17 protein-coding genes and 1 tRNA gene are annotated in these 23,073 nt (G+C 51.1%); 4 read left to right on the top strand and 14 right to left on the bottom strand.

Features of this window, described 5'->3' with window-relative positions; all coding sequences use genetic code 11:
* Nucleotides 1-55: 55 nt before the first annotated feature.
* The 11 genes from TH61_RS13880 to TH61_RS13835 form a co-directional block, all read right to left on the bottom strand.
* Complete coding sequence (locus tag TH61_RS13880) at nucleotides 56-733, bottom strand: cyanophycinase (protein WP_231862228.1); 678 nt, start codon at nucleotides 731-733, stop codon at nucleotides 56-58.
* A 36-nt stretch (nucleotides 734-769) separates the two neighbouring features.
* A complete protein-coding gene (locus TH61_RS18375; protein WP_231862227.1) occupies nucleotides 770-934 on the bottom strand; it encodes a hypothetical protein in 165 nt (54 codons plus the stop codon).
* Between the two features lie 361 nt (nucleotides 935-1,295).
* Nucleotides 1,296-1,366: transfer RNA gene (locus TH61_RS13875), tRNA-Cys, on the bottom strand.
* A 132-nt stretch (nucleotides 1,367-1,498) separates the two neighbouring features.
* On the bottom strand, nucleotides 1,499-3,397 hold the full coding sequence (gene rpsA / locus TH61_RS13870) for a 30S ribosomal protein S1 (protein ID WP_066510561.1): 1,899 nt from the start codon (nucleotides 3,395-3,397) through the stop codon (nucleotides 1,499-1,501).
* 300 nt (nucleotides 3,398-3,697) lie between these two features.
* Complete coding sequence (locus TH61_RS13865) at nucleotides 3,698-4,042, bottom strand: hypothetical protein (RefSeq protein WP_157600722.1); 345 nt, start codon at nucleotides 4,040-4,042, stop codon at nucleotides 3,698-3,700.
* Between the two features lie 47 nt (nucleotides 4,043-4,089).
* Nucleotides 4,090-4,599 carry an HNH endonuclease gene (locus tag TH61_RS13860; RefSeq protein WP_066510558.1) on the bottom strand — a complete coding sequence of 170 codons (510 nt, stop codon included), beginning with the start codon at nucleotides 4,597-4,599 and terminating at the stop codon, nucleotides 4,090-4,092.
* A 100-nt stretch (nucleotides 4,600-4,699) separates the two neighbouring features.
* Nucleotides 4,700-5,476 (bottom strand): C40 family peptidase, encoded by a 777-nt coding sequence (locus TH61_RS13855; RefSeq protein WP_071887848.1) that lies wholly within the window; start codon nucleotides 5,474-5,476, stop codon nucleotides 4,700-4,702.
* Between the two features lie 126 nt (nucleotides 5,477-5,602).
* On the bottom strand, nucleotides 5,603-6,076 hold the full coding sequence (gene smpB, locus TH61_RS13850) for an SsrA-binding protein SmpB (RefSeq protein WP_066510552.1): 474 nt from the start codon (nucleotides 6,074-6,076) through the stop codon (nucleotides 5,603-5,605).
* Nucleotides 6,077-6,472, bottom strand: coding sequence for a thioesterase family protein (locus TH61_RS13845; protein ID WP_066510549.1), 396 nt, complete (start codon nucleotides 6,470-6,472; stop codon nucleotides 6,077-6,079).
* Between the two features lie 147 nt (nucleotides 6,473-6,619).
* Nucleotides 6,620-6,853, bottom strand: coding sequence for a hypothetical protein (locus tag TH61_RS13840; RefSeq protein ID WP_066510547.1), 234 nt, complete (start codon nucleotides 6,851-6,853; stop codon nucleotides 6,620-6,622).
* A gap of 182 nt (nucleotides 6,854-7,035) precedes the next feature.
* Complete coding sequence (locus TH61_RS13835; protein ID WP_066510544.1) at nucleotides 7,036-8,046, bottom strand: MBL fold metallo-hydrolase; 1,011 nt, start codon at nucleotides 8,044-8,046, stop codon at nucleotides 7,036-7,038.
* Nucleotides 8,047-8,323: 277 nt separating this feature from the next.
* Here TH61_RS13835 and TH61_RS13830 point away from each other — a divergent pair, with 277 nt between their 5' ends.
* Genes TH61_RS13830 through TH61_RS13820 form a run of 3 tightly spaced genes read left to right on the top strand, consistent with a single transcriptional unit; the run spans nucleotide 8,324 to nucleotide 14,136 of the window.
* Nucleotides 8,324-11,410 carry a SusC/RagA family TonB-linked outer membrane protein gene (locus TH61_RS13830; protein ID WP_066510537.1) on the top strand — a complete coding sequence of 1,029 codons (3,087 nt, stop codon included), beginning with the start codon at nucleotides 8,324-8,326 and terminating at the stop codon, nucleotides 11,408-11,410.
* Between the two features lie 10 nt (nucleotides 11,411-11,420).
* On the top strand, nucleotides 11,421-12,881 hold the full coding sequence (locus TH61_RS13825; RefSeq protein WP_071887973.1) for a SusD/RagB family nutrient-binding outer membrane lipoprotein: 1,461 nt from the start codon (nucleotides 11,421-11,423) through the stop codon (nucleotides 12,879-12,881).
* 16 nt (nucleotides 12,882-12,897) lie between these two features.
* Nucleotides 12,898-14,136 (top strand): hypothetical protein, encoded by a 1,239-nt coding sequence (locus tag TH61_RS13820; protein WP_066510530.1) that lies wholly within the window; start codon nucleotides 12,898-12,900, stop codon nucleotides 14,134-14,136.
* A gap of 110 nt (nucleotides 14,137-14,246) precedes the next feature.
* Here the strand turns inward: TH61_RS13820 and TH61_RS13815 are convergent, their stop codons facing one another.
* The 3 genes from TH61_RS13815 to tsaD all read right to left on the bottom strand — a co-directional run bounded on the left by TH61_RS13815 (nucleotide 14,247) and on the right by tsaD (nucleotide 18,383).
* Nucleotides 14,247-15,479 carry a nucleoside recognition domain-containing protein gene (locus TH61_RS13815; RefSeq protein WP_066510528.1) on the bottom strand — a complete coding sequence of 411 codons (1,233 nt, stop codon included), beginning with the start codon at nucleotides 15,477-15,479 and terminating at the stop codon, nucleotides 14,247-14,249.
* A gap of 224 nt (nucleotides 15,480-15,703) precedes the next feature.
* Complete coding sequence (locus tag TH61_RS13810) at nucleotides 15,704-17,185, bottom strand: M14 metallopeptidase family protein (protein ID WP_231862226.1); 1,482 nt, start codon at nucleotides 17,183-17,185, stop codon at nucleotides 15,704-15,706.
* Between the two features lie 187 nt (nucleotides 17,186-17,372).
* On the bottom strand, nucleotides 17,373-18,383 hold the full coding sequence (gene tsaD, locus TH61_RS13805) for a tRNA (adenosine(37)-N6)-threonylcarbamoyltransferase complex transferase subunit TsaD (RefSeq protein ID WP_066510527.1): 1,011 nt from the start codon (nucleotides 18,381-18,383) through the stop codon (nucleotides 17,373-17,375).
* A 6-nt stretch (nucleotides 18,384-18,389) separates the two neighbouring features.
* Between tsaD and TH61_RS13800 the strand changes: the two genes are divergently transcribed.
* Entirely contained in the window at nucleotides 18,390-23,033 is a 4,644-nt protein-coding gene (locus tag TH61_RS13800; protein WP_066510526.1) for a translocation/assembly module TamB domain-containing protein, read from the top strand.
* Nucleotides 23,034-23,073 lie beyond the last annotated feature (40 nt).

Genomic DNA, 23,073 nt, shown 5'->3' with positions numbered 1-23,073 from the left:
GTATTTCTGCAATTTTCATTGAATCAGTCCTGTATGGATCTTATGTGTATAGGTGTTAGAAAATTTCTAAGGTGTAGGTATCACCTTTGCCCAATAAGTGAACCCTTAGGTCACGCATGGTCACTGGAGCTCCCTCTTCAATCTCATAAATATTGGTATAGGTGCTGGTGCGGCCGTCCACAATGGTGACCAAGCCGCTGCCTATCACTTCTAATTCCTGGCCCTTCTTGATGACCACGCCGGTATCTTCCTCTAAGCCAATGCCAATAAAGGTGGGATTGGTGGCAATCATCTGGACCATTCTTACAATACGGCCCCTGGCAATAAAGTGTGTGTCAATGGCGGCATCATTTAATAATTCTAACCCAGCGGTAAAGCTGGCGGCGCCTTTTATAAAACCATCACTAGGACCCTGGTAAATCATTTGCGTGGACATGGCCGCGGCCCCGGCGCTGGTTCCAGCTATCACCAATCCTTCTTTATAGTACCGGTATTTAATCAAACGCATGATCTCTGTGCCACCAAAAATGGCTGTTAGACGCAGTTGGTCACCACCGGTAAACATGATGCCCTTGGCTTTCTTAATTACCTCCAGATGATCTTCTAAACAAGATTCTTCTCTAGACGAGATGTTCAATACCTTGACATTGGTCACCTTCAGTTTCTTGAAGACGCGCACATAGACCTGGCCCGCTGCCTCTGGCATTTCTGAGGCAGTTGGAATCACTACCATCCATGGGTTGTCTCCTTTCAGTTCATCTACAAAGCGCTATAGAATCTCATACTTTACGTAGTTGTGGTTTTCTACCTCCGCGTGTTCATCTTCTGAGCCCTTGCTTTCAGCGCCGCCTATGGCTATCAAAACCCCATTGGGCACTTTATATTCTATCGGTGATTTTACCACTACCTTCCTGTCTACTGTTTTCACAGTCATAACCTTTCCTCTTTTAGCAGTTGATGACTCCGGTTTTCTTGTCTGGCAAAAACACTGAGCTTTGCGTGCATTTGTTGAGGCTTTCCCAAATACAGACGTTGGGCGTACGCAGAAAAAAACAAAAAGATTAAAGATTCTTAATATTTGCGGCTAAACACCAAAAATGCTTGCGGCAATTACTGAGACGCGTTTTTACTCCTTTAAAAAGCTTTTGTTTTTAGAAGTCTTGAGGAGAATACTTTGCCTAAAAGATAGGAAGAAGGCATCGGCAGGAAATGAGGGCTAACCTACCTAAAGGAATTGCCCTAAAAGCAAAAAACCCACCCAGAGTTGAATCTGAGCGGGTCTTTGTTTCCAGTTGAGGTAACGAGCGGATTCGAACCGCTGTACGAGCTTTTGCAGAGCTCTGCCTAGCCACTCGGCCACGTTACCGTGTTAGGGAGTGCAAATATACACCCATTTTAATATGAGGCCAATTTTATCTGCAAAAAATCATTACACGCATAAAAAAAGAGCCCCAACTGCTTGGGGCTCTTCTCAATACATTTGATATAAACTTTGAGATTACTCAGCAGACTCAGTTGCTTCAGTAGACTCAGGAGCGTCAGCTTCTGGAGCTTTTTCAGTGCGTGCTTTGGCAGCAGCAGCTAATTTCTTCTCACCAGCTTCTTTCTCAGTTGACATCATTTGGTCTTTCAAGGCAGAAAGTGCATCTAAGTCGCCCAAAGTAGCACGTACTTCTTCTTTCTTAGGAGCAGCAGGGGCAGCAGCTTTTGCTGTACCGGCGGCCGGAGCGTCTTTCTTCTCAAATTTCTTTCTCTTAGCATCTTCTGGCTGAGCCGTGTGGCTAGCAGTATGAGACAAGATGATCTTACGATCTTCTTTAGAGAACTCAGTCACTTTGAAATCCAATTGCTCACCAGCTTCAACGGCAGAACCGTCTTCTTTGGCCAAGCCTTTAGGGAACGCGAAACCTTCAATACCGTAAGGCAACTCTAGCGTAGCACCTCTGTCAGATTTCTCCAACACAGTGGCTTTGTGGCTAGAACCTACTGTAAATACAGTGGCGAACGTATCCCAAGGATTTTCTTCTAGTTGTTTGTGACCAAGGGCCAGACGTCTAGAAGTAGCGTCCAATTCAAGAACGATTACATCCAAGTTCTCACCAACTTTTACAAACTCAGAAGGGTGCTTGATTTTCTTAGTCCAAGAAAGGTCAGACACGTGTACTAGACCATCTACGCCTTCTTCTAGCTCAATGAACAAGCCGAAGTTAGTTAGGTTACGAACCACACCTGTGTGCTTAGTACCTACTGCGTATTTAGTCAATACATCTTGCTTAGTCCAAGGATCTTCAGACAATTGCTTAATGCCCAATGACATTTTGCGCTCATCTCTATCCAAGGTCAACACAACTGCTTCAATCTCATCATTTTGCTTGATGAAGTCTTGCGGGTTGCGCAGGTGCTGAGACCAAGACATTTCCGACACGTGGATCAAGCCTTCTACGCCTGGCATCAATTCTAAGAACGCACCGTAATCGGCTACGTTCACTATTCTGCCTTTCACGCGTGAGCCAACTTCTACTTCTGCCGGAAGAGCATCCCAAGGGTGAGCCGTCAATTGCTTCATGCCCAAAGAAATACGCTTCTTGTCGTCGTCGAAATCCAACACTACCACGTTTACCTTCTGGTCTAGCTCCAACACCTCTTGTGGGTGGTTGATGCGTCCCCATGAAATATCTGTGATGTGTAGTAGACCGTCTACACCACCCAAGTCGATGAACACACCGAAGTTGGTCATGTTTTTGATCACACCTTCCAGAACTTGGCCTTTTTCAAGGTTGTTCAAGATGGCGGCACGCTGCTGCTCAAGGTCTTTCTCGATCAACACTTTGTGCGATACCACTACGTTATCAAAAGCGGCGTTGATTTTCACCACTTTTACTTCCATCTTACGACCAACATAAATGTCGAAATCGCGGATTGGTTTCACGTCAATTTGTGAACCTGGCAAGAAGGCCTCTACACCGTAAAGGTCTGTGATCAAACCACCTTTGGTTCTGCGTTTCACTACACCTTCCAGTACAGTGTCGTTCTCCAAGGCGCCATAGATCATCTCCCACGCTTTCACAATTTTGGCTTTCTTACGAGACAGGATTAACTGACCGTTCGGGTCTTCCTGATCCTCAATGAATACCTCAACTTCGTCACCGATTTTCAAATCCGGCATGTCACGGAATTCAGAAACCGGAACCAGACCATCAGACTTAAAGCCGATGTTCAAGATTACGTCGCGATCTGTGATACCAACAACGGTACCTTTAATCACTTCCTCTTCCTGAACGGTGTTCAGGGTGTCGGCATACATTTGCTCCATTTCGGCTCTCTCAGATGCTGAGTAAGAACCGCCGAAGCCCTGAGAATCAAATTTTCCCCAGTCAAAATCTTCTAAATTTGCCATAGATAAGCATTGGCCCAGAATATAACGCCTGAACTATGAGCCACTTGCCCAAGCGTAGTTTCTAAAACAGACACAATCTTTACTCAAAGACTGCGGCATTCACCTTGAACGCGCCGCGAAGTTACAAAATTTCCAGAAAGAATTAGATAAGGCTCATTGATATTCTATTCTGAAGGGTTGATTTTCAAAGGGTAACCGGTTTTCTGTAAAGGTCTATAAAGCAGGACCCCGTTTTTGACCTGATTTATTAAAAACAGACTAAAAACGGGGTTCTTATGACTTTATTGAACAGCTATAGGTTTAGTCCTTTTTACTATTCAAATACATCTGCACGTCTGCTTCGCTCTCTTTCTTGATGGTAATAATGATGGCACCACCCTTAGCCTTGTCGCCATATGCCTCAAGGGCACTTTTGCCTTTTAAGACATCTACATTTTCAATCCAGGCTGGATTTAACTTGTCTGCATTTTCTTTTTCAATTGCAATAAGTCTGTCCTTTAGCTTAATCGCATAATATCGTCTCGCTTCTATGGGAACAGCCGCTTGCGACTTTTGAAGAGGATACACCAACGCATTAGTGCCATCTTGGGCTTGGGCCGTTATAGAAAGGAAAGCCAGTGCGGCACTCAAAAATAATCTCATCATTGTCATAAAGGCAATTAAGGATAGAAGGCCCAAGATACACTATTAATTTACGCCCGTACCCGCTCTCCCAGATACGGCAGCCACACATGGTCCATCTCTTGAATGCTGTCCCGCAGAAATGAAACGAGGGAAGGCTTATGAGGTTTGCTGGCGGGCTTCATGGACACTTCCTCCGGGGTTCTATCGCCTTTGTAGGAGTTGCAACGGGAGCAGGCGGTGATCAAGTTGTACCAAGAAGTCTCGCCGCCCCGGGAGCGCGGCACCAGGTGGTCAATGGTGAGGTTTCTGGTAGCGCCGCAGTACTGGCAGCAGTGCCGGTCGCGGCGCATCACGTTCTGCCGCGTAAGGGAGATGCCTTTGTACGGCACGCGCACATAGTTCTGCAACCTAATGACCTGGGGCAAGGGGTAAAACGTGCGCACGGTATGGTACCCGTTTAGCTGGTCTTGCGCAATCATTTCAGCCTTCTCCAGGCATAACAGCACAAAGGCTTTGGGGATACTGCACACGGCAATGGCTGAATAATCTTGATTCAGCAAGAGGACTTTTCCGTTCATAAGACATCCAGCTAAAAATTCTAACAGGAAGATACACAGAAACTTCCAGATTCTTAAAAACTGAATATACTTATTTAGAGTTACACATAACGGCCTGAACTTAGGAAAGAATTCGCTTGATGATGCGCAGTTTGTGGGTGTAGCGCTTGAGCTCGCGGTTATAAATGCCGTGGTGGTCTAGTTGGTCTATGCGCACCTCACCAGAGGCATGGATGATCTGCTGGTCTTCCAGCACAATGCCCACGTGCACAATGCGCCCTTCCTCGTTATCAAAGAATGCCACGTCGCCGGGGCGGGTTTGTGTGACAAAGTGCACCTCCTGGCCGTGTACCACTTGTTGGTAGGCATCGCGCAAAAGAGAATGCCCACAAAGGCCATACACCTGCTGTACAAAGCCGGAACAGTCCAGCCCGAACACCGATTTACCCCCCCAGACATAAGGTGCCTTTAAAAACAGCAGGGCCATCTTCTGCAGGAAGTTCTCGCGGTAGGGCAAAGACGGATTGGTAGCGCGGCCGTTGTAGACCATCTTCTCCTCGCCAATTCTAATATTGATGCCGTCAAAGAACGGAAGCCGGCTGCCCACCATGATAGGAATGACCACCTCGGCGCCGCTCACAGTCTGCACAATGTCCATGGACCGCGGATGCTCCACAGTGGCCCATTCCTGGTAATAGGCATCTGACACGGGCGCGTGCTGTTTAAAATCTATCCAGCCCTGGTAGTCGTCGGCCACGGTCCTAATCTGTAGCCACTTGTCCTGGGTCTGCAGCACTTCATAGCATTCCCCAAAGATAAGCTGCGTTAACTGCTCACTTCTATCGGCTGGCTCTCTTCTCACCGGCACCAAACTCAGCTTACAAATCCCGACGTTCACTTACGTTAATTAGAAATTCAAAATTAGAAATTAGAAATGGGGCTGTGCGCAGTAAGAGTTAGAACTATTAGATACATTTTCAATTTCTAATTTCTAATTCTTAATTTTTACTTGGCGCCTTTGGCGCTAAAAGCGCTCGCGGGCCATTTCGCGCTTGATGTCACGTTCTTTGATGTCATCCCGTTTGTCAAAGAGTTTCTTCCCTTTGGCCAAGGCAATCTCCACTTTGGCAAAGCCCCGCTCACTGATGAATAGGCGCAAGGGAATGATGGTAACGCCTTGCTCCTGCGCCTTCTCCTTGAGCTGTTTGATTTCGCGTTTGTTGAGGAGCAGTTTGCGGTCCCGGGTAGGCTCGTGGTTGTAATGCGTCCCTTCGGTGTATTTGGCAATGGTGACCTGGTGCAGGAAAAGCTCCGTGCCATGAAAGGTGCAGTAGCCGTCTGTCAGGTTCACGTTGCCCTCGCGTATGGATTTGATCTCAGTGCCCTTGAGCATGATGCCGGCGGTGTATTTGACTATGAAAGAATATTCATAGCTCGCCCTCCGGTTGACAATGTTCACCGTTTTCTGCAATCTGTCTTTCTCTTTTCCTTTCGCCATCTACTGGGGTTTGTTCGTCAAAAGTCGGTGTATCTTCTCTTTTTTCAAAATCTTCTGTCCTGTTTGACCGGTAGCCACTAGGCGTTCTCCTGCGTGTACGGAAATATCACAGAGCAGCGCGTTGCCGGTCAGGCTTTTATAAGTGGCCACTACGTGCAAGGTTTCGCCGGCAAAGGCCGGACCCAGATGGTCAATGTGCAGCATGGTGCCAATGCCTTCCTCGTCTGCGTCCTTCATCTCCAGCACAAACAGCCGGCTGGCCCATTCCATGGCTTGGCCCAAGGCAAACGTAGAGCAGACCGAATGCACCAAACCTGCCTCAAACTGGGCGAAATCTGCCGAAGTCACTGTTTTCTTATACGTCTTTTGGTCACCTGGCGTAAATAAGTCCTGCATGGGTCAAGGTGTTTACATCGCAAAGTACAAACAAGGCCCTTACCAAGCTACAACCGTTATAGCACGACAACTTATGGGCAGCCCCTAAAACCCAAACGCCCCGCCTGCAAAGAGCAAACGAGGCGTTTGAACAAGGGAAATCCTTCTTTAATGACCGCCGGCAGAACTACCGGAAGACTGGCCACCGTCCTCTACGCTTTTGGCACCTCTGCTGCCGCTGTCCTGGTTAGGAACGCCCGGCATGTCTTTGGTGTGCCGCTCGTCTGCAGAGGCATCTGGTGACACTACTCTATTTTTCATGGCGTCGCCCTTATTTTCTGAACTTGGGTTGCCTAGTTTATCCTTACGGTCATCGCGGTTCTTATTCAATTCATTCGCCATAATCCAATTGGTTTAAGTGAAACGATACCTGGTCATACGGAAAAGAAGGGACTTGGGTCCAGAAAACTGACTTGGCAATGAGACAAGCCAAGTATCCATGACAAAGTAAAAGCAGCTATGGATAGGATTCCGTTTTTGGCCTGTTTCCTGGAAAACGGGCCAAAAACGACGGTAGTGGACGGTTAAAACGACAGCGGCTCCCCTATCCCCAGAATGCGAAGTCTACCTTGCAAAGCACCCGCTTGTTCCATGGCTTTCAGTTTCTGGACGGGCTCACTGCTGGGCTCATCTGAGAGGTCAAAGGTGCCGTAGTGCATGGGAACTAGTTGTTTGGCGCCCAGGTCATGAAAGGCTTGTACGGCTTCCTCTGGGTTGGTGTGGCTGTCGCGCATCATAAAGTTGGGACTGTACGCGCCCACGCCCAAAATGGCGGTGTCAATGCCAGGGAACGGCTTCTGAACTTCTTTGAAATGCCGCTCATAGCCTGAATCCGCCCCGAAGTAGAGCGTATGTGAAGGCCCCTGCACCATAAAGCTTCCCCAGAGACAGGTATCCTCATCCAGCAGCCCGCGCTTGTGCCAATGAAAAGCCGACAGTAAAAATACCTTAGGCGCGACGGGTAAATCAAACTGCTGGTACCAGCCCGCTTCTTGAATCTTGGTGCCGGGCAGCCACTTCTGGACAACTTTACTCAGGTGCAAGGGGCACAACAACTCAAAGGCTGAGTGCTTCCTGAGCAGTTTCAGGCTTTTCTTATCACAGTGGTCATAGTGGCCATGGGAAAGCAGCACGTAATCTACCTTGGGCAGGGCTTCTATGGGTACGGGCAGTTCAGTTTTGCGCTTCATCATGGGTCCGCCATAGAAGACGGGGTCTGTCATGAACGTTACTCCATTCATCCTAATAAAGAACGTGGCGTGTCCCAGCCAAATTATTCCGTCTTGACTGCTTTGCAGAAAGCTTTTGGGGTCCTGCACGGCCGGCGTCCAGGTGTCCCGCTTTTTCTCTTGCTTCTGGGGGTTGGGCTGCAACATCCATTTGAACACCTTCTTCAAGGAATGGTCTCCGGGCCTGAACTCATTCAAGAACCGGCCCTTGTACAGCGCGTTGCCGGACCAATTCTCCCTAATCACTGGCAAAGAAGGGTTGAGTAGGTATTGGTCGGGGGTAGGGTTTTCTGGCTGCGCGGACATAAGATCGTTTTTGGCCTGTTTTGGCCAAATGAGGTTAAAAACAGAAATAAGCTATGTAAGGGGTGTAAATGTACTGCTTCCTTTTCTAAGTTGAATATGGTTTAAGATTGCTCTACCGTAGCGAAGTCAAGGCTCTGATAGTTAGAATGTACCCTCCATTTAATTTTCATTTTTCTTATTCGCTTTTTCTGTAGCAGAAGGTCAAATAATCCTTAAATTAAAGCCATCAACTATCTGCTTTCTGACCAATTTTATTTTCCCCTTAACCAAAAATTGCATGAAGAAAATCTACTTTTTGCTGGCTCTTCTCTGTACCCTGTTCAGAATGGAAGACTTGGCGGCACAAGACCAGAAAGTCAGCGGGCGGGTGCTCTCGGCTGCTGACGGCACCCCAGTCATTGGCGCCAGCGTGGTGGTGAAAGGCACTACCAACGGCACTAACACAGACGTAGAAGGCAACTACTCGCTGTCTATTCCCTCCCCTAACGCCACCTTGGTCATTTCCTTTATTGGTTTTACCACCCAAGAAGTGGCCGTGAATGGCAGAACCTCCATCAACGTGTCTTTGCAAGCCGATGTGCAGGCCCTGCAGGAAGTGGTGGTCACCGCCTTCGGACGGGAGCAGGAGAAACGGACTTTGGGGTACTCCGTGCAGGAGGTGGGCGCTGCCCAGATTGCCCAGACCCAGAACCCCAACGTGGTGAACTCTCTACAAGGCCGCGTGGCCGGGGTGCAGGTGTTAGGCTCAGGCGGTACGCCAGGGGCCGGTTCCAGAATCCAGATCAGGGGCATTAACTCCCTATCGCCGGGGGCCAATAACCAGCCTTTGTTCGTGATTGACGGGATTGCCATCTCCAATGAAACCATTGCCGGCAACCAACTGCCCAGCGCCGGTTCCAACGCCGTGAACAGCGCCGAGCAGTTTGCCTTCACCAACCGCGCCGCCGACATCAACCCCGAAGACGTGGAAAGCATGACCGTGCTGAAAGGAGCCGCCGCCACCGCTTTGTATGGCTTGCGCGCCGCCAACGGCGCCATCATCATCACCACCAAAAAAGGCAAAGCCGGGGCGACTACTGTGACTTTGTCTTCTAACTTTGGCATTGACAACATCAACCAAACGCCAGAGGTGCAGACCCGGTACCGCGAGGGCCTAAGCGGCAGGCTGCGCTTTACCTCTACGGGCGCGCCTAACCGTTTCCAGACCTTCGGGCCGCCCGTGGCCGGGGATGACAAGGTGTATGACAACTTCTATGACTTCTTCCAGACCGGCAAGCGTTTTGACAACAACATAAGCATATCTGGCGGCAATGAGAAAGCCACCTTCCACACGTCCCTTTCGCACTACAACCAAGAAGGCATCGCCCCTAATTCTGACTGGGCGCGTACCACGGTAAAGTTGGGCGGAAACGTTAATTTCTCAGAGAAGTTTGCCGTGAACGGAACCGTGAGCTACAGCCAGTCGGGCGGGAACAAAGCGGCCTCTGGTGACAAAGGCATCATGTCGGCACTCAACTACCACACCACCACCTTTGACGTGAACGACTACCTGAATCCAGACGGGACCATGAAGGTGTACTCGCCGGGCGTGATTGACAACCCGCGCTACCTAGCAGAGGTGAGCACCTTGAAAGACGACGTGAACCGCGTCATCGGGAATGTGGGCTTCAACTATGACTTCAAACCATGGTTGCGTTTCAACTATAAGATTGGCGCAGACGTGTACAGCGACAACCGCAACCGCCTGGTGCCGGGCCCTATCTTCCAAGGTGCGCCCACGCTGGACATTGCCGCGGGCACGGGTGGCTTCTTGGTGGAAGAACGCGTGAACTACCGCGAGCTGACCTCTAATGCTTTTTTGACCGCAGAGCATTCTTTCTCTGAGGACATTAACGCCTCCATCATGATTGGTAACTCTGTAGAAGGGCAGTTCTCAGACATCTTAAACACTCGCGGCGAGCGCTTCACGGTACCTTTGTTTTATCATTTGTCTAACACCGCTAATGTGTTCACTACTAACGCCATCAGTGACCGTCGTTTGATTGGTGCTTTCTTTGACGCCAAGGCAGACTATAAAAACTACTTGTTTTTGAACGTGACCGGCCGCAATGACTGGACCTCTACCCTGCCTAAAAAGAACCGTTCCTTCTTCTACCCATCTGTGAGCACCAGCTTTGTCTTCTCAGAGCCCCTGGCCCTAGAAAGTAACCGGTTCTTTAACTTCGGGAAGGTAAGGGCGTCCTGGGCCGAGGTAGGGAAAGACACCCAACCCTACCGCGTGGGCACGTACTTTGGCGCGGCCAGCGGTTTCCCGTTCGGGAATAGAAACGGGTTTGTAGTGAGCACCACCTTGGGAGACCCAGAATTGAAGCCAGAAACCACTACGTCCATTGAGTTTGGTTCTGAGCTGCATTTCCTGCAAAGCCGCTTGGTGGTTGACGCTACGTATTACCGCTCCAACTCCAAAGACCAGATCATCCCAGTGCCTTCCAGCGTGACATCAGGCATCACCAATTACACCACCAACGCCGGCGAGATCCAGAACACGGGCGTTGAATTATTGGTGACCGGCACGCCGGTGAAAACCGCAGACTTTAACTGGGAAGTGGTGGTAAACTGGTCTACCAACGAGAGCGAAGTAAAGTCCATTACTCCCGCCGTCCCAGAGATTATCTTCCAGGATGACCGCATCATGAATAAACTGGTGGTGGGTGGCTCAGCCGGTGACCTGTACGGCCGCGTCTTTCAGCGCGATAGCCAAGGCCGCTTAATCATTGGCGCCAACGGCTTCCCTACCTTGACGCCGGCCACGGCTCTGGTGAAAGTGGGCAACGCGCTGCCAGACTGGCAAGGCGGCATTACCAACACCATTTCTTACAAAGGCTTGAGCTTATCGGCTTTATTGGAGATTCGTCAAGGAGGTGATGTGTACGATGTGTCCATGCGGAACCGCATCAGAAACGGGATTGACATTAGAACCGAAAACCGCTATCAGCAGATTGTCTTCAATGGCGTGAATGCCGCAGGCGAGCCCAACAATATTCCCGTTATTTTGGAGGAAGGCTATTACCGCAACTCGGGTGGTTTCAATGACGCCGCAGACGTGTTGTTGCAAGACGCCTCCTGGGTGCGCCTGAGAAACGCACAACTGGCCTATACCCTGCCCAACAGCTTAATTGGTAGAACTCCGTTCAAGAGCGTGCGGTTTAGCTTAACGGGCAGCAACTTGTTCCTGATTACGCCTTTTGAAGGCTTTGACCCAGAGACGCCTACCTACGGCTCGGGCAGCAATGCCCTGGGGTACACCGGGTACGGCATTCCGGCGGTGCGCAGCTTCACATTTGGTTTGAATGTTACCCTCTAATTGTTTGACCATGCTACAGCTATCTAAGAAATATATACACCTTGGTTTGATGGCCCTGCTCCCGTTGGCGAGCTGTGACTCCTACCTGGACGTGAACGATGATCCTAACCGCGCCAAAACGGTAAGCTCAGACGCGTTGCTGTCCCCTATCATCGTCTCCACGGCCGAGGCCCATTACAGTCTGGCCATTTACACCTCTATGTTTGCCCAGCAGTTGGCGGCCTACACCTCGGGCTTTCAGCAGGCAGACCAGCACATTGACGTGCGTGCCAACATAGCCTTCAACACCATTTACCTGAACAGCCTAAACAACGCAGACGTATTGGTAAAGCAAGCCTCGGCCGAAGGTTCTTCGCATTACGTGGGCATCACCAAAGTCTTGCAGGCTTTGAACCTGGGCCTGATGACCGATACCTGGGGCGCCGTTCCTTTCTCGCAGGCGTTTCAAGGTCCTTTGGAACTGACCCCGGCTTATGATAGCCAGGAACAGATTTACACCACCATTCAGCGCTTGTTGGATGAGGCCATCGTGGAGTTGCAAAAGCCTACTTCAACCGTAAGACCTGGCGGCGATGATTTGATTTACGGAGGCAACATTTCCAGATGGATCAAGGCGGCCAATTCCTTGAAAGCCAGATACGCCATCCATTTGGTAGAAAAAGACGGCGTGGCTGCGGCCAACAATGCCCTGAACCTTCTAGCCAAGGGCATCTCTTCCAATGCCGATGACCTGCAGCTCATCTTCAACGATAAGAACCTGAACCCCTGGAACCGCAACATCGCCATTGGTACCACCACGGGCAACTTTATCACGGCCCCTTCGGCCACGCTCATTAACATGATGAACGGCGTGACCTACGCTGGTCTGGTTGATCCGCGCCTGCCGTTCATGGCAGACAAAGGAACCTCCACGGCCAACTACGCGGGCATTAGAAACGGCGCAGGCACCGGCGGAAACACCAACATCACCGCTAATACCTTTTATGCCAAACCCGCCTCACCGTTGTTGATGGTTACCTACAGTGAGATGAAGTTTATTGAAGCCGAAGCCCGTTTTATCGCCAATGGCGGCACTAGAACTTCTACCGGCAGCACCCCAGAAGCCTACGCCGCCTACCTGGCCGGCATAAATGCCCACATGGACAAGTTGGGAATTGCCACAGCCGATAAAAACGCATACCTCACCAATCCACAGGTAGCCGTGGGGCCCGAAAACCTAACGCTGTCCCTGATCATGAAGGAGAAGCTCATTGCCTTGTACTTAAACCCAGAGTCCTGGGTGGACGTGCGCCGCTATGACTATTCTTCGGCCATCTACCCGGGCATGGCCTTGCCGGCCAACCACAACCCGGCCTTGAACGGACAGTTCATCAGACGCGTGTTGTACCCAGAGTCTGAAGGCGCCAGAAACGCCGAGGAAGTGGCCAAAGTCACCAAAGGCCTAGCTGAGAAAATGTTCTGGGACTTATAATCTTAAACTAGAAGACATGAAACGAATCATAAACTACCTTTTCGTCCTGGTCTTGGGGAGCGCCTTGCTTACCTCTTGCTATGACGAGCCAGATTTCATAAAAGACAACACCACGCCCACCGGCAAGGGATCTGTTCCCGTAAGCGGCAATGACTTGATTGATTTGGCCAACGGCAGGATCGCCCTTTCTACTTCGGCCACTGCGCCCAACAGTTATGCCGCCGGCGAGAAAATCTCCTTTGAGCTAGGCTTCTTCTCAGACAGCCCCATCAAAGAGATTAACCTGTATGAGACCATCGGGACGGGCGCCAGGACCAAGGTGCAAACCTATCCGTACAAACCGGCCTTCTCGCAGACAGACCGCACCGATACGCTCATCGTCAACTACACCGTTCCGCAGGTGCCTAGCAAGTCGGTGATCAAGCTGGAAACGGAGATTTTGAACGAGAACGGCTTGAACCTGATCAGGACTTTCTATGTGCAGGTGGGAATGGCCCAGCCTACCATTTCGGTGAAAAGTATCTTGAACGTGCCGTTTAATGGGGTCACAGCCGAAGGTGATTCGGTGGTCTTTAACGTAGCCATCAATGAAAATACCGCCGAGTTGTACCGGCCCGTGGATTCCGTTAGGATTTACTACACTATTGAAGGCGAGGCCGAGCGCTTCCTGAGAAGAGAAGCGGTGACAGGCACCGGCGCGATTTCCAGAAACTTCGGGGTGAAGGTTCCGGCAGGTTCCGTAGGCAAGTCCATTACCTATCGCTTTGAAGTAGTTTCCAGACGACCTAAACTGACCGCCTCCGCCTCTGCTGCTCCCATCCAAGTGACTGCACCCTCAGCATTAACGGGTCCTGTCACCGGCATGGTGGAATTGAATGCAGCCAGCCCTGACATGGCCGCCTACGATTTATTGGCGCAGACCAACGTGGCCGCCACCGCCCCTGACGCTACCAAAGACCTAGTGGTTACTTCTGTCACGGCCAGCGCCTTCAGCCTTGCCAGCAAAAATGACACGCGCTTTGTTAAAACCACCGCCGGGGTGTTCAACGCTGCCACGCATAATTCTATCAGTTACCAATACCTGCGGGGTAGTGCCACGGCCAGCGCGACCATTTCCAACGCCGCCGTGGGTGACGTGTACATTGCCAAGCTAAGAGGCCAGAACCGCTTCGCTATTTTCACGGTGACCGGCATCACCAAAAATGCCGGAACCGGCGCCCCTGCAACTTTGACCTTCTCAGTGAAATATTTATAGAACCTACTTTCTTGGTAAAAACAGAAGAGGCTCCCAAATGGGAGCCTCTTCTGTTTTATTTCTAACCCGTTTTTGGCCTGATTCCTGGAAAACAGGCCAAAAACAACCTGTTAATGGAAGAACAAATAGGCCATCCAGATGGCAGCCACAATACCTACCAGGTCGGCAATCAAGCCGCATACTACCGCATAACGGGTTTTCTTAATACCCACAGATCCGAAGTACACCGCCAGGATATAGAACGTGGTCTCCGTTGATCCTTGGATCACTGCCGCCACGTTGCCCACAAATGAATCTACCCCGTAGGTTTTCATAGCATCCACCATCAGACCGCGGGCGCCGCTGCCGCTTAGAGGTTTCATGAGCGCTACCGGCAAAGCTGGTACAAAGTCTGTGTTGAAGCCTAACCAGCCAAATAGACTCCCGATGCCCTGCACCAAAATGTCCAAGGCGCCCGAGGCGCGGAACACGCCGATGGCCACGAGCATGGCCACCAGGTAAGGGATGATGGAAACGGCCACGCCGAACCCCTCTTTCGCGCCTTCAATAAAGGTCTCGTATACGTTCACTTTTCTAATCAAGGCCAGGGTGATAAAGGAGATGATCACGGAGAAAAGGACGATGTTGCTCACCACCGAAGAAATGGTGGCGATCTGCTCTTGAGAGATGGTGCTGAAGTAATAGATTAATCCGCCAATGGCCAATCCCATAGTGCCCAAATAAAGGGCTATCACTTTGTCAAACAGATTAATGCGCTGGTAAATAGCCACGGCTAGCAAACCGCCAAGCAAGGAGAAGAACGTGCCTAACAGAATGGGAATGAACACCGCCGAGGGATCCGTGGACCCCATCTGCGACCTGAATACCAGCACGCTAACCGGAATCAGGGTCAGACCCGCCGTGTTGAGCACCAGAAACATGATTTGGGCGTTAGAGGCCGTGTCCTCGCTGGGGTTCAGTTCCTGCAGTTCTTTCATGGCTTTTAATCCCAGAGGCGTGGCCGCGTTGTCCAGCCCCAGCATGTTAGCCGAGAAGTTCATCAAGATAGACCCAAAGACCGGGTGGTTTTTAGGCACTTCGGGAAAGAGGCGGTTAAAGAACGGTCCCACCACTTTGGCCAGGATGGCCACCACCCCGCCACGCTCCCCAATCTTCATGATGCCCAGCCAGAGCGTCATGACGCCGGTCAAGCCCAGAGACAATTCAAAGCCGGTCTTGGCGCTGTCAAAAGTACTGGTCACCAACAATTGAAAAACGGAGGTATCTTGGAAGAAGACAAGCTTGACCAGGGCAATGCAGAAAGCGATCAGAAAGAACGCCACCCACAGATAATTTAAAACCATGTAGAAAGGGTTATCAAAGAATGGAATGAAGCGGAAAGATACAAAGCTGGTACAAAAAAACCGCTAACCCCAAAAAGAAGGCTAGCGGTTTATAGGATTTCGGGGGTGGGTGTCTACCTTTTTAAGGCTTTGAAACCAGGAAGGGCATCCCATAACCTGAGTTTAAGAATAGCGTTGATTGTCGTTTTTAGCCTCTTTTCTGGAAAACAGGCCAAAAACGGAGGCTACAGCAACAAGCCATGAAACAACCTGGGGCGCTCGCCTTGCAAGTCATACACAAAGCCGTTCACTATGGCATAGCGCACGGTGCCGTCCTCCTGCTTCAGGACAAAATTCGCCATCCTGTCTAGGGCCAGTACATGGGACACTTTTCCGCTCACGTGCACCACGTTCAAAGGCAGCTGCTCTACCGGGTTAACGCTCTGGGGCAGCGTCTCCATCTTAACGGTGGTGTACCCCTCAGACAATAATTGGATGAGGCGCTCATGCGTCAGCTCTGACAAGTCCTGGATGGGGGTCTCCAGCACCTTGCCGGGCACCAGCGTTAGACCCGTGCCATCCACCTCTTGGTAGCCGTAAAAGACGCTCATGTCCCCTATCTCCTCCACGGTGCTCTTGTGGTAGAACTGCTGCGGGATGGAGGCGCTTATTTCGTCCTGGATCACCCCGAAGTCCACAATGCAGTTCTTGCCGTTTTCTTTGTAGCGCACATTGCGCACCACCACGTCATACAGGTTCTTCTGGTTCTCTGGAATCTTGTAATAGTCTACGCGGTCAAACTTGGTGTAACCGTTCTTGCCAATGAGGTGGAGCGCCGTGAGAATAGTGGCGAAGTTGAGCTGCCGGATGTACTGCTTCTCTGGATCGCCCTTCATGCCCCCCGACTCTATCAAAATAAGGCTGGTGCCCCACTTCTGGATGTTGTCACCGAAGGCGCGCGGCTCATGCTCATCTGAGTACTTAGCCACCTGCCCCGGAATAAACTGCTGCACGGCCTGGTTCAGGCCCACAATGGTGCGCATGGCACGCTCCCGCACCGAGTTGATGGTCTGCTGATGGTCAAAGGCGGGGGCCAGAAAAGAAATGGTGGCTGGTTTGGCCGTAGTGCCCACCGTGTACAACCTGCTCTGATCATGCAAGTTAAACCCGAATGCCGGCTTGATGCTGTCCCGCAGGGCCTTGAGTAAGCGAGCCTCGGGGCTTTGCAGGCGCAGGGCGTCGCGGTTCAGATCAATCTCCAGCGCATTGCGGCGCTTGTATACCTCTGCCCCGTCTGGGTTGAGCATAGGCATGATGTAGAGCGTATTCTCCTTCAGGATTTCCTCCCTGACAGGGTCCAGCTCATCTGAGGCCTGCAAAAAGTTGAAGATGTCCAGCAGCGCCATGGTGGCGGTGGGCTCGTCGCCGTGCATCTGGGACCAAAGCATAATTTTGTTCGGCCCGGTGCCTACTTTTACTAAATAGATATCCCGCTGCTCCACTGACTTGCCTACCACCTGCACTTGGAACAGAGGGTTCTGCTTTAGTTTTTCTAGAAGCGGGACAATGTCCTTGTGTTTAAAGCGGCGGTGCCGAATGGCGGCTTCCTGGTACCCGCTGTATTCTTCAAAAAGCGTTCTGGCAAGTTGCACATGATTGGTGGCAGTCTGACATTGAGCTTGAATAAGAGTCATGAACGTAAAGATGATGATGAGAACGTTTCGCATAACCACAGTCTTAGGTGGTGTGTCTGTTAAAGCTTATTAGGATTACATAAACGACAGACAATAAAGTAGGTTGAAAGTAGGAATGTTTAGGGTAGATTAAAAATTCAACCGCACGGTACTTTCCAAATAGCTGTTTTTGGCCTGATTTCTAAAAATCAGGCCAAAAACAGCTTTTCCTTTGAGGATATTAGACAGTTATTTTGAGTCTTGGGTCTGGGCTGGCATATTGCGAGGTAAAGTCGCCGGCTAGGTACTTGTAGTGCGCGGCCATGGCAATCATGGCGGCATTGTCTGTGCAGTACTCAAAGGCGGGCAGGTACACGTTCCAGCTGTAGCGCTTGGCATATTCCTGCAGCGTCTGCCGCAAGCCTGAGTTGGCAGACACGCCGCCCGCAATGGCAATCTCCTTCACGCCCAGGTCCTTGGCGGCCAACACCAGCTTCTTCATGAGCGTCAAGATGAGAGCCTTCTGGATGCTGGCACAGATGTCTGCCAAATTATTCTGTACGAAGTCTGGGTCTGCAGCCGCGTTCTTTTTGACAAAGTTGAGGATGGAGGTCTTGATGCCGCTAAAAGAGTAGTCATAGCCGTCCATGTTCACAATGGGGAACGTAAAACGATCAGGGTTGCCGGTGCTGGCCAGTTTGTCCAGCATAGGTCCGCCTGGGTAGGGCAAGCCCAAGAGCTTGGCAGATTTGTCAAAGGCCTCGCCCACGGCATCATCGGTGGTCTGGCCTAGCACTTCCATGTCCAGGTGGCTGCGCACCAATACAATCTGGGTGTGGCCACCGCTCACGGTCAAACACAGGAACGGGAAGTTGGGCTGAGGATCGTCTATGAAATGGGCCAGGATGTGCGCCTGCATGTGATTGACCTCAATTAAAGGCAGGTTCAAGCCCAATGCAAATGACTTGGCAAACGAGCAGCCCACCAATAAAGCACCTAAAAGACCGGGGCCGCGCGTAAAGGCCACCGCATGCAACTCAGATTTTTCTATATTTGCCTTTTGCAGTGCCTGGGCCACCACCGGGATGATGTTCTGTTGATGCGCCCTGGATGCCAACTCTGGAACCACCCCGCCGTATTGCTCATGGATTGCCTGAGTGGCCACAATGTTAGAGAGCACCTGGCCGTTCCGTATAACAGAAGCCGAGGTTTCATCACAAGACGATTCAATCGCTAATATCGTAGGGTTCATATTTCGTTGGAAACGCAAGACCAAGAGACGCAGAAGAGTAAAAACTACCCGCAAGTTATAGCAAAAGCCCTTCTTAAAATAATTCTGGGCCTGTTTATCTTAGTGGTGTTGCTGGTAGGCGGGCTCATGCTTGCCTTGCGTTTTCCGGCTGTCCAAACCAAAGTGGCCCAGAAAGCCGCCTCTATTCTCTCTGAAACCATCCACCACCAAGTTACCGTAGGCAGCGTAGACCTTGAATTCTTCAACAAGCTCATCCTTAAGGACGTGCGCGTCTTAGACCGGCAGAAGAAGACACTGTTCTACGTGGGCACCCTGGACGCGGACATCAGCATGTTCAGCATCCTCAATCCCCAGCGCCGCGAGATCAGGTTATGGCCCAGCCAGAAAAAGCTGGTGCTGTTCAAAGACGCCCAGCCCAACCGGCTGTACATCTCTTCGCTGACGCTCACCAACCCAGAGGCCAACCTCATTCAATACAAGGGCTCTGACTCCCTGAACATGAGTTCGTTTATCAGATCCTTGAGCAACCTCATCAAGACAGACACGGCCAAAAAGTCTGCCCCTTTTGATTTTAAGATTGACCAGATTGTCTTAAAAAACGGTCTGTTCACCTACCATGACTACAACCTGGACCGCACGGAGCATGGCTTGGACTACAAGCACATGGACCTGGAGGACATCAACGGCTCGTTTTCAGACATCCAGATCAAGGGAGACACCATCCATACCCTGGTCACCAGCCTCACCACCAAAGACCGGCGGTCGGGCACTTATCTGAAAGACCTGGACACTCGCATGACCTACGCCCCTACCTTTTGGGAATGGGACAAGCTCAATCTGCGGGTGAACGGCAGTCATTTGGCCAAGTACGTGCGGTTTGACTACCAGCGCTTCGGAAACTTCACTTCCTTCAATGACAGCGTGAAGGTAACGGCCAATTTTGACAGCACTTATGTAAACACCGATGACATAGGCTTGTTCGCGCCTGTTCTTAAAGACTGGAAAGAGGAAGTCTTGCTATCTGGCCAGGTGAAAGGCTACGTAAAGCAGTTCCAGGCCAAGAACGTGGACATCAAGTACGGCCAGAACACGCGCATTAGAGGAGACATCAGCGCAGACGGCCTACCCGACTTTAAAAATGCCTTCGTGGATTTGCACCTGGCTCCCAGCTCCATCAATGCCCGCGACTTACGCCGCTACATTCCTAAAAAGCCGTATGACATTGCTGCTAGGGCCGGGACTATTAAGCTGGCTGGAGAGATTACCGGGTTCTACAATGACTTTGTAGCCAACGGCACGTTCAATACCGCGCTGGGTAAGTTTGTCACGGACATTAACCTCAAGTTCAACAAAACCGATGCTGAGAATGCCTCCTACCGCGGGTATCTGCAGACGGGTGGTTTTGACGTGGGCGGTTTGATTGGCGACAGAAAGGTGATCAAGACCGTGGCCATGAACGGCCGCGTACAAGGCAGCGGCTTTACTCTGGAGACGGCCAAGCTGCAATTAGATGCCACCATCCGGTCCATCAACATCAACAATTACAACTACCAGAACATTGTAGTAGATGGAGCCTTGAGCAAGCAGTTGTTTAAAGGAGATTTTTCCATCAAAGACCCTAATTTGACTATTGCGGCCTCAGGCACCATTAATTTGCAGAACAACCAGCAGATTTTTGACCTGGACAGCCACATTGCCAGAATAGACTTGCGCGCGCTAGGTTTTACAAAACAAAATGTGGTCTTAACCACAGATGCAGACGTCAACTTTAACGGCCTTAAGCTAGATGAATTTAGTGGTTCTGCTGTGTTAAGAAATTCTGTGCTGCGCTACAGCGGCAAAGAAGTGAAGGTAGATTCTGTGGCTATTGTGTCCCATTTTCATGATGGCATACGGGAATTGCACATTGACTCTGAAGTCATGAAGCTGACGGCCGGCGGCAATTACAACTACACTACCCTGTTCAATGACCTAAAGACGCTTTACCGCGAGTACGAGCTCAACTTCCGGAACAACCCGGTAGAACTGGCCAACTATTACCGCCAGAAAAGAGCCGTTCCGCCCACTGCCTATGCCATTGACCTGAACGTGCAGCTCAGAAACATTAACCCGGTCTTGCATGCGTTTGCACCCAGCATTTCGCTTTCTGATTTTGCCAAGGTAGAAGGTACCTTCCGGAATGGGGCCACGGCCATCCTCTCACTAGTAGGCCAGGTAGATACGGTGCTGGTGGGTAAAAATGCTTTTTACCAGAATGACATAGAATTCACGTCTTCTAAACTCTGGAACAGTCCAGACGTGCTGGCCAATGCCGTAGTTACTTCTGAGCGCCAGAACCTGCAAGGCGCCGGAGACACAGACAACCTGTACGTAGAGGCCGTTTGGAACGAGCGCCGCATCAATTTCTCCAGCAACATTGCGCAGACCGGCACCACCAACCGCGCCAACATTAGTGGGGACGTGGCCTTTGAGCGGAACGACGTGAAGATGGTCTTTAACCGGTCTAACATCAACCTGCTCAACAAGGAATGGACCATCTCGCCGAACAACACCATTATCTTTAATAGAAACGGTATTCGGTTTGACAATGTGAATCTATCCTACGGTCCGCAAAGCGTGAACCTGTTCGGGATGATTTCCAGAAACCCGCAAGACCAACTCAACATTAAAATTGCCGAATTCAGGTTAGAGAACCTGAACCCCTTGCTCACCACTAAGATTGATGGTCGCTTGAACGGTGAATTCACCTTGCGGGACGTGTACAACCAGCCGGGCCTCTCCTCTATGGTCAAGGTGGACTCCTTCATGATGGATGACATCTACATTGGCAACATAGACGGGCTGGCCAACTGGGACAACGCCAAGAAGTATTTGGAGGTGGACGCCGGCATTAGCCGTGATGCCCAGAAAGTGCTCAACCTGACCGGTACTTACACCCCTAGTGCCGCGACCAACCAACTGGATCTTTTGGCGGTGATGGATGACGCACAACTGAAGTTGGTGGAGCCCTTGCTGAAAACCATCATGTCAGATTTGGGAGGTACCATGGACGGTAGGGTCAGGATCATGGGGAAACTGTCGGCGCCCATTCTCAAAGGTTCCGTGCTGGTCTCAGAGGGCTCGTTTGTGTTCAATTATCTTAAAACCAGGTACACCTTTGCAGACCGCGTCTTCTTCAGTGAGAACGACATCTCCTTCCGGAACATTAGGCTGCGCGATATTTACAACAACGTGGCCATCTTGAACGGCGGCATCTTCCACGATGGCTTTCAGAACATGGTCCTGGACTTGAAGGCGCGCTTTACCCGGTTCATGGTCTTGAACACTACCAAGAACGACAACCCCATGTACTATGGGACAGCCTTCGCCACGGGCACGGCCTCGGCGTTTGGCGCCCCCAGCAACCTCACCGTAGACATCACTGCCCGAAGCGAGGACAACACCAACATCTCCATCCCGCTGGACAACCAAGCCGCCCTGCAGAAACAGAATTTTATCACGTTTGTAAACCGCAACGTAACGGACAGCACGGCTACGCCCATCCCGCTGGTGCAGAAGAAAGTAGACTTGTCTGGCATACGCCTCAACTTTGACTTCGACATCACCGAGAACGCGTACTTGGAATTGATTTTTGACGAGCGTACCGGTGACATCATCCGGGGCCGCGGCCGGGGCAACATCAAAATGACCATTGACACCCGCGGCGAGTTTGCCATGTTTGGGTCCTATGAGATTGTGCAGGGCCGCTACAACTTTACCATGCTGGGCCTGGTGAACAAGGAATTTAACGTACGTCCGGGCGGTACCGTGACCTGGAACGGAGACCCGCTGGAAGGCATCCTGGATATCACCGCCACCTATACCCAACGCGTGTCCCTACAACCTATCCTGGGCCAGGAAGCCCAACAGACCGTCCGGTACCCGGTGACCGCGGTGATGGACCTGGACGGCCCGCTCACTACCCCGCAGGTCCGTCTGAACCTAGAGTTCAACAACCTGCCGGGAACACTGGAAACGCTGCTTTCGGGCTATCTAAGTGACATACGGAATGATGAGCAGGAACTCAACCGGCAGGTGTTCTCCCTGCTGGCCTTTAAGCGCCTCTCTGCCAAGGATGAATTCCAGATTGGCACCGCAGACATTGGCTCTTCTGTGGGCGAATTATTCTCTAACCAGCTAAGCTACTGGCTGTCCCAGATTGACACCAACCTGGAAGTAGACATTGGGGTGAGTGGCTCGCAGGACCAAGTGCTGGATGACGTGCAGCTGCGTTTGAGTTATACTTTGTTAGAAGGCCGTTTGAAGATTACGCGCGAAGGCAATTTCAATAATAACAACGCCAACCGCCCCGGCGGGACCCGCAGCACCGCTACTGGGGACTGGTCACTGGAATACTACCTGAGCAAAAACGGACAGCTGCGTCTGCGCGCTACTTATGAAACCACGCCACGAGATTTTGAGGCCGTTTCGGCTACCAGCCGCCAGACCGTCAGTGTATTGCACCAGGCCAACTTTGACCGCTTTGGAGAGTTGTTCCGGCGCAAACGCCTAAGCCGCCGTGCCCAACGGGCCCAAGAACGCGAAACGCCCGTCATCACAGATGATGATATCACGCCAAGACCGGTAGTGCCACCGCCCGTGAAGCAATAGGCCGTTTTTGGCCTATTTTCCAGAAAACGGTCCAAAAACG

The organism is Rufibacter sp. DG15C (assembly GCF_001577755.1).
Taxonomy (GTDB): Bacteria; Bacteroidota; Bacteroidia; order Cytophagales; family Hymenobacteraceae; genus Nibribacter.
Note: the sequence above shows the minus strand (reverse complement) of the source record. Positions and strands in the feature narration are given on the sequence as shown.

Excerpts from the sequence above, each read along its gene's own strand:
- TH61_RS13810 (WP_231862226.1), bottom strand. The coding sequence starts at position 17,185 with ATGCGAAACGTTCTCATCATCATCTTTACGTTCATGACTCTTATTCAA.
- TH61_RS13845 (WP_066510549.1), bottom strand. The coding sequence starts at position 6,472 with ATGCAGGACTTATTTACGCCAGGTGACCAAAAGACGTATAAGAAAACA.
- TH61_RS13860 (WP_066510558.1), bottom strand. The coding sequence starts at position 4,599 with ATGAACGGAAAAGTCCTCTTGCTGAATCAAGATTATTCAGCCATTGCC.
- smpB (WP_066510552.1), bottom strand. The coding sequence starts at position 6,076 with ATGGCGAAAGGAAAAGAGAAAGACAGATTGCAGAAAACGGTGAACATT.
- TH61_RS13815 (WP_066510528.1), bottom strand. The coding sequence starts at position 15,479 with ATGGTTTTAAATTATCTGTGGGTGGCGTTCTTTCTGATCGCTTTCTGC.
- tsaD (WP_066510527.1), bottom strand. The coding sequence starts at position 18,383 with ATGAACCCTACGATATTAGCGATTGAATCGTCTTGTGATGAAACCTCG.
- TH61_RS13865 (WP_157600722.1), bottom strand. The coding sequence starts at position 4,042 with ATGATGAGATTATTTTTGAGTGCCGCACTGGCTTTCCTTTCTATAACG.
- TH61_RS13830 (WP_066510537.1), top strand. The coding sequence starts at position 8,324 with ATGAAGAAAATCTACTTTTTGCTGGCTCTTCTCTGTACCCTGTTCAGA.
- TH61_RS18375 (WP_231862227.1), bottom strand. The coding sequence starts at position 934 with ATGACTGTGAAAACAGTAGACAGGAAGGTAGTGGTAAAATCACCGATA.
- TH61_RS13840 (WP_066510547.1), bottom strand. The coding sequence starts at position 6,853 with ATGGCGAATGAATTGAATAAGAACCGCGATGACCGTAAGGATAAACTA.
- TH61_RS13880 (WP_231862228.1), bottom strand. The coding sequence starts at position 733 with ATGGTAGTGATTCCAACTGCCTCAGAAATGCCAGAGGCAGCGGGCCAG.
- TH61_RS13820 (WP_066510530.1), top strand. The coding sequence starts at position 12,898 with ATGAAACGAATCATAAACTACCTTTTCGTCCTGGTCTTGGGGAGCGCC.
- TH61_RS13835 (WP_066510544.1), bottom strand. The coding sequence starts at position 8,046 with ATGTCCGCGCAGCCAGAAAACCCTACCCCCGACCAATACCTACTCAAC.
- rpsA (WP_066510561.1), bottom strand. The coding sequence starts at position 3,397 with ATGGCAAATTTAGAAGATTTTGACTGGGGAAAATTTGATTCTCAGGGC.
- TH61_RS13825 (WP_071887973.1), top strand. The coding sequence starts at position 11,421 with ATGCTACAGCTATCTAAGAAATATATACACCTTGGTTTGATGGCCCTG.